The sequence below is a fragment of the Glutamicibacter sp. 2E12 genome (assembly GCF_050030965.1).
GTDB lineage: Bacteria > Actinomycetota > Actinomycetes > Actinomycetales > Micrococcaceae > Glutamicibacter.
This window is the reverse complement of record NZ_CP188297.1, coordinates 2,553,493-2,564,921: the sequence shown is the minus strand read 5'-3', so window position 1 is coordinate 2,564,921 and position 11,429 is coordinate 2,553,493. Positions and strand designations below refer to the sequence as shown.

Annotated in this window: 8 protein-coding genes; 5 read left to right on the top strand and 3 right to left on the bottom strand. The window is 65.9% G+C overall.

Annotated features, from left to right (window positions below):
* The gene (locus ACP3TE_RS11950) at positions 1–1,224 is read right to left on the bottom strand and encodes an ABC transporter substrate-binding protein (protein ID WP_332485884.1); all 1,224 of its coding nucleotides are present in this window, start codon (positions 1,222–1,224) and stop codon (positions 1–3) included.
* Between the two features lie 210 nt (positions 1,225–1,434).
* Here ACP3TE_RS11950 and ACP3TE_RS11945 point away from each other — a divergent pair, with 210 nt between their 5' ends.
* The 4 genes from ACP3TE_RS11945 to ACP3TE_RS11930 all read left to right on the top strand — a co-directional run bounded on the left by ACP3TE_RS11945 (position 1,435) and on the right by ACP3TE_RS11930 (position 6,495).
* Positions 1,435–1,902: an Lrp/AsnC family transcriptional regulator gene (locus ACP3TE_RS11945; protein WP_105657044.1), complete on the top strand. Its 468-nt coding sequence runs from the start codon at positions 1,435–1,437 to the stop codon at positions 1,900–1,902.
* Positions 1,899–3,278, top strand: coding sequence for an aspartate aminotransferase family protein (locus tag ACP3TE_RS11940; protein WP_105657045.1), 1,380 nt, complete (start codon positions 1,899–1,901; stop codon positions 3,276–3,278). The genes ACP3TE_RS11945 and ACP3TE_RS11940 overlap by 4 nt, the downstream gene beginning before the upstream one ends.
* Positions 3,279–3,434: 156 nt before the next feature.
* On the top strand, positions 3,435–4,493 hold the full coding sequence (locus ACP3TE_RS11935) for an ImmA/IrrE family metallo-endopeptidase (RefSeq protein WP_426733695.1): 1,059 nt from the start codon (positions 3,435–3,437) through the stop codon (positions 4,491–4,493).
* Positions 4,494–4,572: 79 nt separating this feature from the next.
* Positions 4,573–6,495 (top strand): acyl-CoA dehydrogenase family protein, encoded by a 1,923-nt coding sequence (locus tag ACP3TE_RS11930; RefSeq protein WP_426733693.1) that lies wholly within the window; start codon positions 4,573–4,575, stop codon positions 6,493–6,495.
* Here the strand turns inward: ACP3TE_RS11930 and ACP3TE_RS11925 are convergent.
* Together ACP3TE_RS11925 and ACP3TE_RS11920 are read right to left on the bottom strand one after the other, a co-directional pair.
* On the bottom strand, positions 6,492–8,225 hold the full coding sequence (locus ACP3TE_RS11925; RefSeq protein WP_426733691.1) for an HNH endonuclease signature motif containing protein: 1,734 nt from the start codon (positions 8,223–8,225) through the stop codon (positions 6,492–6,494). The two genes, ACP3TE_RS11930 and ACP3TE_RS11925, sit on opposite strands and share 4 nt — an antisense overlap.
* 61 nt (positions 8,226–8,286) lie before the next feature.
* Entirely contained in the window at positions 8,287–9,813 is a 1,527-nt protein-coding gene (locus ACP3TE_RS11920) for a PucR family transcriptional regulator (protein ID WP_332730592.1), read from the bottom strand.
* A gap of 111 nt (positions 9,814–9,924) precedes the next feature.
* On the opposite strand from ACP3TE_RS11920, the gene ACP3TE_RS11915 reads away from it, so the two are divergent.
* Complete coding sequence (locus ACP3TE_RS11915; RefSeq protein WP_426733689.1) at positions 9,925–11,427, top strand: CoA-acylating methylmalonate-semialdehyde dehydrogenase; 1,503 nt, start codon at positions 9,925–9,927, stop codon at positions 11,425–11,427.
* The last annotated feature ends 2 nt before the right edge of the window (positions 11,428–11,429 follow it).

Sequence of the window (11,429 nt, the reverse complement as noted above, 5' to 3'; positions counted from 1 at the left end):
CTAGGCGCCGATTGCACTCTGGAATTCAGAGTTCAACGCGGTCTCTTCATCCGCTTCCAGCGAGCGGAAGACATGTGCCTTGGCCAGATCCTCATCGGTCGGGAAGATCAGCGGGTTGCCGACCAGGTCCGGGTCGATCTTTTCCATTTCTTCCTGGGCGCCGACCACCGGGCAGATGAAGTTCACGTAGGCTGCGACCTGCGCGGCCACGGCCGGGTCGTAGTAGAAGTCCATGAGCTTCTCGGAGTTGGCCTTGCGTGGCGAGGCCACCGGGACCATCAGGTTGTCGCTCCACAGGGTGCCGCCGGCCTCGGGGATCACGAACTCCCACTGGTCATCGTTCTCGAAGTTCATCTGCACGATATCGCCGGACCAGACGATGCCGGCGATCGCATCGCCCGAGACGAAGTCCTCCTTGTAGGAGTTGCCCTTGACCTGGCGGATCTGGCCATTGCCGATGTTCTCGCGCAGCACGTCGGCAGCGGCGCCGAATTCGCTTTCGCCCCATTGGCCGGCGATGTCCACGCCGTTGTGCAGCATCAGCAGGCCGATGGTGTCGCGCATTTCATCGAGCACGGTGATACGGCCCTTGAGCTTTGGATCCCAGAGGTCCTCGACGGATTTCAGGCCCTTGGGGAATGCCTTCTTATTCCAGGCGATGCCGGCGTAGCCGGACTGCCAGGTCAGCGAGTGCTTGCGTCCCGGGTCGAAGTCCACGTCCTTCAGGTTGGGAAGCAGGTTGGCCGAGTTGGGGATGTTCGCCAGGTCCAGCTCCTGGGCGTAGCCCTGGCGGATCATGCGGCCGGCCATCCAGTCGGTCATCGTGATGACGTCCTGGCCGATGTCCTGGCCTGCCTTGAGCTGGCCCTGCACCTTGCCGTAGTAGGTGTCGTTGCCGTCGATATCCTCGCGGTAGTTCACCTTGATGCCGGTCTGCTTGGTGAACGCATCCAGTGTCGGGTAGGTCTTCTTCTCGTCGTCGTAATCCAGGTACAGGGTCCAGTTGGCCCAGTTCACGGTGGGGTCGTTTGCGGAAATGTCCTCGATCGACGGTGCGGCTTTGGTGCTGCTTCCTCCGGTGCCGCAGGCTGCGAGCAGCCCGGTCAGGCCCAATGCGCCGGCCGTGGAAAGCACGCCGCGGCGGGAGTAGCTGCGCTGGCTCATGGCCTGGACCAGTGCGCGGACTTGGGGGTCTTGCGGAAGTCGGCGTTGCGAGTGCGACATGGCTGGAATCCTAACGACGAATGTGATCGGCCACACATGAAAGTGTTGTCGTTCATCCTGCCAGCAATGCACAAGTCCAACAAGACCCGAACGCAAGTTTCCTTGTAAAAATTACGTTACGAAAACTGAAAACTTTCAAAAATACCCCTTTCGCAACTGAATCAGTGACGGTAGGGTCTGTGGAAAGTCCCTTAGACCTAGGAGGTCGATATGACGCTGCCCTCGCATACGGCACAGGCCATTGATGAAATTTCCAAGGAGATCATCGAGCAGCTGCAGGAAGATGGCCGGCGCTCCTATGCCGCCATCGGCAAGGCAGTGGGCCTGAGCGAAGCGGCTGTGCGCCAGCGCGTGCAGAAGCTGGTCGAGAGCCGCGTCGTGCAAATCGTCGCAGTCACCAACCCGCTGGAATTGGGATTCACCCGCCAGGCCATGATCGGCGTCGTCGCCGCCAGCGACATCAGCGGCACCGCCGACCGGATCGCCGAACTTCCGGAAGTCGACTACTGCGTGGTCACCGCCGGCAGCTCGGACATCCTCGCGGAGGTCATCTGCTCGAACGATGAGGACCTGCTGCGCGTGATCGGAACGATCCGCGGGCTCGAAGGCGTGGTCAGCACCAATACGTACACCTACCTTTCACTCAAAAAACAGGAATACAACTGGGGAACACGATGAACACACCACGTGGTACCGATCGCCAGCAAGCCGCTCGCGATCACCTTTGGATGCACATGGCCCGGCACTCCGGAATTTCCAACGGCGCGCATGTTCCGATCATCTCGCGCGGCGAGGGGCACAAGATCTACGACGATGCCGGGCGCGAATACATCGACGGCTTGGCCGGGCTGTTCGTGGTCAACGCGGGGCACGGGCGCGCCGAATTGGCCGAAGCCATGGCCAAGCAGGCCGAGAAGCTGGCCTTCATGCCGCTGTGGTCCTACGCCCACGAACCGGCGATCGACCTGGCTGAGCGCCTGGCCAGCTATGCACCGGGCGACTTGAACCGCGTCTTCTTCACCACCGGCGGCGGCGAGGCGGTCGAATCCGCCTTCAAGCTGGCCAAGCAGCATTTCAAGATGAAGGGCAAGCCGGGCAAAACCAAGGTCATTTCGCGCGCCCTGGCCTACCACGGCACCCCTCAGGGAGCCTTGGCCATCACCTCGCTGCCGGATATGAAGACCCCGTTCGAGCCCTTGGTCCCCGGCACCTTCCGCGTGCCGAACACCAACTTCTACCGCGCACCGCAGATGTTCGCGGACAACGAGAAGGACTTCGGGCTGTGGGCCGCGGAGCGCATCCGCGAAGCCATCGAATTCGAAGGCGCCGACACCGTGGCGGCGGTCTTCCTGGAACCGGTGCAGAACTCCGGCGGCTGCTTCCCGCCACCACCGGGGTACTTCGACCGGGTCCGCGAGATCTGTGACGAATACGATGTGCTGCTGGTTTCCGACGAAACCATCTGCGCGTTCGGCCGCATCGGCTCGATGTTCGCCTGCAACGACTTCGGCTACGTTCCGGACATCATCACCTCGGCAAAGGCGCTGACCAGTGGCTATGTCCCGCTGGGCGTGATGGTCGTTTCCGACAAGCTGTTCGAGCCTTTCACCAAGGGCGATACCACCTTCTACCACGGCTATACCTTTGGCGGGCATCCGGTGGCAGCCGCGGTGGCGATGGCGAACCTGGACATCTTCGAGCGGGAAGGATTGAACGAGAACGTCAAGAACAACGCCGACGCGTTCAAATCCACGCTGTCCAAGCTCACCGATCTGGACATCGTTGGCGACGTGCGCGGCGCCGGCTACTTCTACGGGATCGAGCTGGTCAAGGACAAGGCGACCAAGGAGACCTTCAGCGACGCGGAGTCCGAACGCCTGCTGCGCGGGTACCTCTCCCCGGCCCTGTGGGAGGCGGGACTGTATTGCCGCGCCGACGATCGCGGCGACCCGGTCATCCAGCTGGCTCCGCCCATCACGATCGGGCAGCCGGAGTTCGACCAGATCGAATCCATCCTGCGCACCGTGCTGAAGGAAGCGGCCAGCAAGATCTAGCGCCACGAAGGCTCGCAGGCATCGCCTGCGAGCCTTTTTGCAAGTCAGAGCGTGTTACTTCACGAAGCTGCACGCAATTGGTGCTTTGTGGCATAGGCCACTAGTCTGAGGTCATTAGACGATCAAGATCGCCTTTTGGAAGATTGCAGGAACCTCATGACTTTGGAACCGACCAGAATCAGGTTGGCACGCGAACGTGCAGCGCTGAGCCGGTCCGCCTTGGCCGCCTCGCTGGGTATTTGCGAGCGCGAACTCGCCCATGCTCCCGAGGATCTTTCCCTTGCGCTGGCCGATGCGCTGGGCTGCGCGCCGCAGTTCTTCCGGCTTCCCGCGGCCCAGGGCATCGACACCGAACGGATCTTCTTCCGCTCCCCGCGCCGCACCAGCACCGCGCAAAAAGTCGCCGCAGCCGCGCTGGGTCGCAACGGCGTAGAACTCTACAACCTGATCACGCGCAACTTCCGGCTCCCGCCCACCGGGATCCCCGAGCTGTGCGGCTTCACCCCGGAAGATGCCGCCGCGCATCTGCGCACCGAATGGGATCTGGGATGCGGCGCGCTGCCCGATCTGCTGCATCTGCTCGAAGCCCGCGGGGTGCGGGTGCTGAGCCTGCCGGCCTCGCTCGAAGCGGTCAAGACCTTCAGCTTCTGGGAAGACGGGCAGGCCTTCATCTTCCTGGCCGCCGGCAGCCGCAATGCACAGCGCCTGGCGATGGCCCACGAGCTGGGGCATCTGCTGATGCACTCCTCGCTGGGCGAGAACCGCGAGCAGGTGGCCGCCGCGGAACGCGAAGCCGACGAATTCGCGGCACGCTTGCTCCTGCCCTCCCTGTCCCTGCAGGTGCGGGTCTCCGATTCCCTGCAGATCCCGCAGCTGCTGGCACTCGAAGAGCAGTTCGGTACGCCGGCCCAGGTGATCCTCGCGCATTCGCGTGCCCGCGGCTTGCTGGGCGAAGGCGCCTACCAGTGGTTGTCCCAAGAGCTGGCGCTGGAACCGGCCCAGGAACACCAGCAGCTGGTCTCCCGGGTCTTCTCCCTGGTCTTCCCCTCCCTGCAGCGCGACCATCGGGCCAGCACCGCACGGATCGCCCGCGAATTAGGGCAAACCGCATCGCAGATCCATGAGCTGACCTTCGGGCAGGCGTTCGTGCTGCTCGAAGGAGAGAACCTGCACGACGCCGGCCAGGCGACCCGCGGCCACCTGCACGCGCTCTAGCAACCCCGGGGTTTGGCAGCTACGCTGGTGCCACCAGGCGATGGAGCCGCGGCCGATCGCCGAGCCAAAGGGGATCGCCATGCAAATCAACGCCGACAAATCCAGGCAAGTCGCCGAGGAGTCCCGCGAGCAGTTCGACCGGCCCAGCTTCGCCAAGGGCCTGTACATGGGGGCCGTGGACTTCTCCCTGATCGAACCATTGCCCAGCGCCCTGCATCCAGAACGCGGACAGGAATTCCTGCCGCAGCTCGAAGCGGTCCTCGATGGCATCGACCCGGAGCGCATCGAAGCCCAGGCGCGCATCCCCGGCGAATATATTGCCCAGCTTCGCCGCATCGGCGCCTTCGGCATGAAGATCCCGGTCGAATACGGCGGACTGGGGCTGAGCCTGCTGGACTACGGCCGGGCGCTGATGCGCGTCGGCGTGGTTTCCCCGGCCATCGGCGCGCTGCTCTCGGCCCACCAGTCCATCGGCGTCCCCGAACCGGTGAAGTCCTTCGGCACCGAGGAGCAAAAACGCGAGTACCTGCCGCGCTGCGCGGCAGGAGCCATCAGCGCCTTCCTGCTAACCGAGAACGATGTCGGTTCCGACCCTGCACGGTTGGGCACCGAAGCCCGGCTCAGTCACGACGGCAGCCACTACATCCTGGATGGCGCGAAGCTGTGGACCACCAACGGGGTGGTCGCCGAGCTGCTCGTGGTGATGGCCGCGGTGCAGCCGCATGAGGCCCTCGGCCAAGAGCCTGCAGGTCGCGGCGGAATCACCGCCTTCATCGTCGAGGCCGATACCGCGGGCATCACCGTCGAGAACCGCAACCAGTTCATGGGCCTGCGCGGAATCGAGAACGGGGTGACCCGGTTCCGCTCGGTGCGCGTGCCGGCGGCCAACCGCCTGGGCAAGGAAGGCTCGGGGCTGAAGATCGCGCTGAGCACCCTGAACACCGGGCGCTTGTCCATCCCGGCCATGTGCGCCGGGGCCGGCAAATGGTCCACGAAGATCGCCCGTGAATGGTCCGCGGCCCGCGTGCAGTGGGGCCACCCGGTCGGCAAGCACCAAGCCGTCGCCGGCAAGCTCGCCTGCATCGCGGCCAGCAGCTATGCGCTGGAAGCGGTGTTCGAGGTGTCCGCCCGGCTGGCCGATGCCGGCATGAAGGATATTCGCATCGAGGCGGCGCTGGCCAAGCTCTGGGCTTCGGAGACCGCCTGCACGATCGCCGATGAGCTGCTGCAGATCCGCGGCGGGCGCGGATTCGAGACCGCGCAGTCGCAGGCAGCGCGCGGCGAGCGGGCGGTGCCGGTCGAACAGATGCTGCGCGACCTGCGGATCAACCGCATCTTCGAAGGCTCCACCGAAATCATGCACCTGCTGATTGCCCGCGAGGCCGTGGATGCGCACCTGCAGGCGGCCGGGGACCTGGCGCGTGCCGGGTCGAGCATCCAGGACAAGGCCCGGGCGGCGGTGGATGCCTCGGGGTTCTATGCCCGGTGGCTGCCCAAACTTGCGATGGGCGCAGGCTCGCTTCCGAATTCCTATGCGGAGCACGGCCCATTGGCCAAGCACCTGCGCTATGTGGAGCGGACGTCGCGGCGGTTGGCACGCCAGACGTTCGCCGGGATGGCGCGCTGGCAGGCCGGCCTGGAAAAGCAGCAGGTCTTCCTGGGCCATATCGTGGATATCGGCGCGGAGCTGTTCGCCATGTCCGCGGTGATCGCCAAGACCACTGCGCTGCCGCAGTCCCCGGCCGGCCAGCGCGACTCTGCGCAGGATCTTGCCCTGGCCTTCTGCGAACAGGCCGCGCAACGCTGCGAGGAGCATTTCGACAGGCTATGGAAGAACACCACCCGTACCGATGGGCGGCTCGCCGCGGACCTGCTGGACGGGAAGTTCCAGTGGCTGGAGGCAGGGGTCCGCGATGTTTCCGAAGGCACCGGAGAGTGGATCGCCCAGTGGTCCGATGGAGTTCGCAAAGATGTGCGGTGGCCCTACCCGGATGATGCCTAGGGCTCCACGATCTCGATGTCCAGTTCCCCGGCACGCCACTTCGCGGTCATGCGCTCGGCGAGGGCATCGGCCGCCAGGGCTTCCTGCGGGGTCATCCAGTAGGTGTTCACCCGGAGTTTCTGCTGCGGGTCGAGTTCCTTGGACAGCAGGGCCATCGGCCGGCATCCAGGGATCTTCACCGCGTGGAACAACCCGCAATGCCTGCCGATATGGTGGATCATGCATCCCAAGGCCGCGGACTCGATGTCCGTGTTGCCGCCCTTTTCCCACGCGTCGAGATGATCCAGTTCGCATCGTTCGGCGGGCATGCTGCATCCCGGATACAGGCACCCTCGATAGGCCGCCCGGATGGCGCGGCCCTGCGCCTTGCTATACAGCCGCTGGGTGCGGCCCAGATCCAGGGGCAGGCTCTGGCCGTTCAGCACCAGCGGATAGATTCCGGCCGTGCACAATGCCGCTCTGGTTTCGCCCGGGGATAGCTGGATCCCGGTGGAAGTGACCGCGAATTCCTTGCCGTCGCGTCTCATCTTCTCGTAATCCAGGATGATGCTCACCTGCGGTACCGCCAACCCGGGTTGTTTCCCTGGCGAACCGCTCTGGTTGCGGTCGGTCATCAGCAAGGCCAGGAATCCTACGAGCCGGCGTCGTTCTGGCCTGAGCTCCTCGAACTGGGTGGCGGCCGGGCCGGCAGGTTCCTCGGGCTCTTCAGGTTCTTCGGGTTCGTCAGGTTCCTCGGGTTCTCCAGGTTCGTCAGGTTTGTCAGGTTCTTCGGGTTCTTCAGGTTCGGCGGATCCCTCGGGTGCCGATCCGGCAGGTTCCCCGTCTTTGGCCCAGTCGGGCATCGATTCCTCGTCATCCCAGCCGCTGTCCTGGGCACCGGTGAACTGCGCCTCGGCGTGCGCCAGGGCTTCGCGGTTCCCGGCCACGGTGGCCGGGTTGTCCAGCGCGTTGAAATACGCTTCGATCATCGCCGCATGGGCGGGCAGGACGCGCAGGACGTATTCGACCAGGCCCTGGCGCATGCCCTTCTTGAAGATCCCGATCCCATCCAGCAGGGCCTGCAACGGGCGCTGGCCGGACTTCACCTGCGCCACCAGTGCGTTGATGTGCCTGCGGGCGGCCTTGGGTTCGCTGCGGATGAAGGCGGCCGATTCGGCTTGCAGCTGGTCCTTCTTGGCCTGCCCGGCCTGGCCTTCGCCGAAGTCCTTGCGGGCCGAATGCAGTTTCAGCGCGGCCGAGGACACCAGCCGGGGATCCACGTCGGGGTCGGCGAATTGCCCGGCCAGTTCCGGCAACCAGGCGGGCAGCGGTTGCCCTGCCTCGTCGACACCGCCCAGCAAGCAATCCACCAGGGCCAGCCGGGAGCGGACCGTGCTGCGCGGGATGTCCAGCCAGCCGTGCAGCAGCCCGGCCGTGTTCTTGAAATGCGTGCGGGCAGTGGTGGTGCGCCCGGCGGCCACCTGGAATGCGGCGCGGCTCGGGTGCTCGCCTGCCTCGGTGACGGCCTGGAAGGATTCCTGGTCGAGCTTGTGGGCACCGGTGCGGCGCAGCGCATGGGCGGCGTGCAACTGGGTGCGGCTCTGGCGGCGGGCGAGCTTGTCAGCAAGCTGCGCAAAGCAGGCCGCGTGGCCGGGGCTCAATGGCCCGCCGGCAAGGACCGCGGTGGCCGATGCGATGAGTTCTTCCGCGTCGGCCAGGTCCTTCAGCGCCTGTGCCTGTTCTGTGCTCATGCCCCCATGATGCCTGCGGCGTCCTGCGGGGTTTTCGGACCGGGAGCCAAGTGTGGATAGCTCAGCCGTGCATGCGGTACCAGAGCAGCGCCACCTGCAGCGAGGCGCGGGACTCGGCGGAGTCCAGCTGCACCCCGAGCTTGGCTTCGAGCTTGGCCAGCCGGGAGTAGAGGGTGGGCCGCGAGAGGTAGCCGGCCTTGGCCAGCGCGGTTTTGTTCCCGCCGTGGGCCAGGTAGAGATCGAGCAGGTCAAGGGCGGCCAGGTCGAGCGGGTTGAGCAGGCCGGAGAGCTCGGCCAGCGCGAAGGTGCGCAGCTTCGGGTCGCTGCCCATGGCCGAGAGCACCCCGCGCAGGCGCAGGTCGGCGAAGCGGTAGTAGGGCTGGGCGCGGGTGGGCAGGTGCGGGACGATCTGCGCGACCTGCGCGGCTTCCTCCAGCCCGGCGATGCTGGTGGCCAGGGTGCCTTCGGGCCCCACTCCGATGGCCACCGGCGCGGTGAGCTGCTCGGCCAGCCGGCGGGTGAAGCCCTGCAGGGTGGAGTCCAGCAGTTCGCGGGCGCGCAGCGGCAGGATCAGCCCCAGGTACCCGGGCTTGAGCGAGCCGGCCAGGATGCCCAGGTGCAGGGTTTCGGCCAGCTGGTCGAGCACTTCGAGCAGGGCGCGGTCGGCCAGCTGGGTTTCGGTCGGCGTGCCGGAACCGGCCAGGGAGATGACCACCGGGACATAGTAGGGGGCGGCGGCCAGGCCCAGGGCCTGGGTGCGGATGGCGATGTCCTTGTCGCTGTAGCTGTGCCCGGCCTGCAGTTCGTGCAGCGTGGAGGTGCGCGCCTGGTAGAGCAGCTCGCGCTGGTCGCGCCCGGACAGGCGGGCGATGGTCAGCGCCTGGCCGGCCCGTTCCAGCACCAGGGCCGCGCGGTCGTCGTCCTCCAGGACGGCCGGGACGATCAGCCGCCCCCAGCGGCTGCGGACCGCGCCGACCGGGGTCTGCAGCCAGTTCTCGGTGCCGGTGGCGCGTCCAGTGTGCTCCAGGAACCCGACGAAGCGCGAACGGGTGATCCAGTGTTCCAGTTGCGCGCCGGACTGGGCGAGCACGTGGTGGCGGACATCTTCCAGGACCACGGGGGCCGAGAGCAGCTGCGCGGTGCGGTCCACGATCTGCGCTTCGTCGGCCTCGGTCAGCGAGAGCCCGGTGTAGATTTCGTGCACCGTGCGGGAGAACTGGACGGCCTCGAGCTGCTCGGCAACGAGTTTCTGGTGGATGACCTCGGTGATGGACACGAAGCGGGTGGTGGTGCGCAGGGCGATGACCGGCAGGCCCAGGTCGGCGACGTCCAGCGGTGCGCCGGAAAGGTCCTCGATGATGACCCCGACGGCCCCGGCCTCGCGCAGCGCGGTGATGAAGGCGCGCACGTCGCTCACGTTGCGCAGGGTCGTGAGGATCAGCTCGCGGCCCAGCAGCAGGTCGATGTTCTCGGTGGATTCGGTCACGTGCACCCAGCGAAGCGGCGCGTCCATCCCTGTTCCGCAGAGCACCTGGGGGTCGGCGGCTTGGACCACCGGCAGGTGCAGTACCTCGTCTACCGTCAGCATTTTTTACACTCCGTCAGCACTAGTGCTTAAATCATGACACAGTGATGGTGTCGTCCCTCATATCCATGACCCATGATGAAGGCAGGCACCCAACTTCGAAAGGCCGATACGATGACCGCAACGCTGACCGGCACCCTGCAGCACTGGATCAACAACGCCAATTACTCCGCCGATGACCGCACCGGCAAGATCTACAACCCCGCCACCGGCGAGGTCACCCGCCAGGTTGCGCTGGCCTCCAAGGCCACCACCGAGCAAGCGATCGCCGCAGCCGCCGAGGCTTTCCCCAAGTGGCGCGACACCTCGCTGGCCCGCCGCACCGCGATCATGTTCAACTTCCGCCAGCTGCTGGCCGAGCGCAAGGGCGAGCTGGCCGCGATCATCACCGCCGAGCACGGCAAGGTGCTGGACGACGCGCTGGGCGAAGTGGCCCGCGGCCTGGAAGTCGTCGAGCTGTGCTGCAACGCCCCCTACCTGCTCAAGGGCGAGTTCTCGCAGAACGCCTCCACCGGCATCGACGTGCAGTCCATGCGCCAGCCGGTCGGCGTCTCGGCCATCATCTCCCCCTTCAACTTCCCGGCCATGGTGCCGCTGTGGTTCTTCCCGGTAGCGATCGCCGCCGGCAACGCGGTGGTGCTCAAGCCATCGGAGAAGGACCCGTCGGCCGCCAACTGGCTGGCCGAGCTGTTCACCGAGGCCGGCCTGCCCGAGGGCGTGCTGAACGTGGTGCACGGCGACAAGGAGGCGGTGGACTCCCTGCTGACCGATCCGCGCGTGAACTCCGTGTCCTTCGTGGGTTCCACCCCGATCGCACAGTACGTCTACTCCACCGGCACCGCGCACAACAAGCGGGTGCAGGCCTTTGGCGGCGCGAAGAACCACATGCTGGTGCTTCCGGATGCCGACCTGGACCTGGCCGCCGACATGGCGGTCAACGCAGGCTTCGGCGCGGCCGGCGAGCGCTGCATGGCGATCTCCGTAGTCGTCGCGATCGACACCATTGCCGATGAGCTGGTGGCCAAGATCGCCGAACGTGCCAAGACGCTGCGCGTGGGCGATGGCACCCGCGGCTGCGACATGGGCCCGCTGATCACCGGCGAGCACAAGGCGAAGGTGGCCGGATACATCGAGGCCGGCATCTCCGCCGGCGCGGACCTGGTGCTCGATGGCCGCACCGGCACCGTGGATGCTGATGGCGAGGGCTTCTTCCTGCATCCGACGATGTTCGACCATGTCGGCACGGACATGTCCATCTACACCGAGGAAATCTTCGGTCCGGTGCTCTCGGTGGTGCGCGTGGAGAGCTTCAACGAGGGCATCGAGCTGATCAACTCTTCGCCGTACGGCAATGGCACCGCGATCTTCACCAACGACGGCGGCGCGGCCCGCCGCTTCGAGGACGAGATCCAGGTGGGCATGGTCGGGGTCAACGTGCCGATCCCGGTACCGGTGGGCTACCACTCCTTCGGCGGCTGGAAGGCCTCGCTGTTCGGCGACCAGCACGCCTACGGCCCGGAGGGCTTCAAGTTCTTCACCCGCAACAAGGTGATCACCAAGCGCTGGCTCGACCCGAGCCACGGCGGCATCAACCTCGGCTTCCCGCAGAATGACTGATA

Bases quoted from the DNA above. Each gene is read 5' to 3' on its own strand.
- ACP3TE_RS11950 (WP_332485884.1), bottom strand. From the start codon at position 1,224: ATGTCGCACTCGCAACGCCGACTTCCGCAAGACCCCCAAGTCCGCGCA.
- ACP3TE_RS11945 (WP_105657044.1), top strand. From the start codon at position 1,435: ATGACGCTGCCCTCGCATACGGCACAGGCCATTGATGAAATTTCCAAG.
- ACP3TE_RS11940 (WP_105657045.1), top strand. From the start codon at position 1,899: ATGAACACACCACGTGGTACCGATCGCCAGCAAGCCGCTCGCGATCAC.
- ACP3TE_RS11935 (WP_426733695.1), top strand. From the start codon at position 3,435: ATGACTTTGGAACCGACCAGAATCAGGTTGGCACGCGAACGTGCAGCG.
- ACP3TE_RS11930 (WP_426733693.1), top strand. From the start codon at position 4,573: ATGCAAATCAACGCCGACAAATCCAGGCAAGTCGCCGAGGAGTCCCGC.
- ACP3TE_RS11925 (WP_426733691.1), bottom strand. From the start codon at position 8,225: ATGAGCACAGAACAGGCACAGGCGCTGAAGGACCTGGCCGACGCGGAA.
- ACP3TE_RS11920 (WP_332730592.1), bottom strand. From the start codon at position 9,813: ATGCTGACGGTAGACGAGGTACTGCACCTGCCGGTGGTCCAAGCCGCC.
- ACP3TE_RS11915 (WP_426733689.1), top strand. From the start codon at position 9,925: ATGACCGCAACGCTGACCGGCACCCTGCAGCACTGGATCAACAACGCC.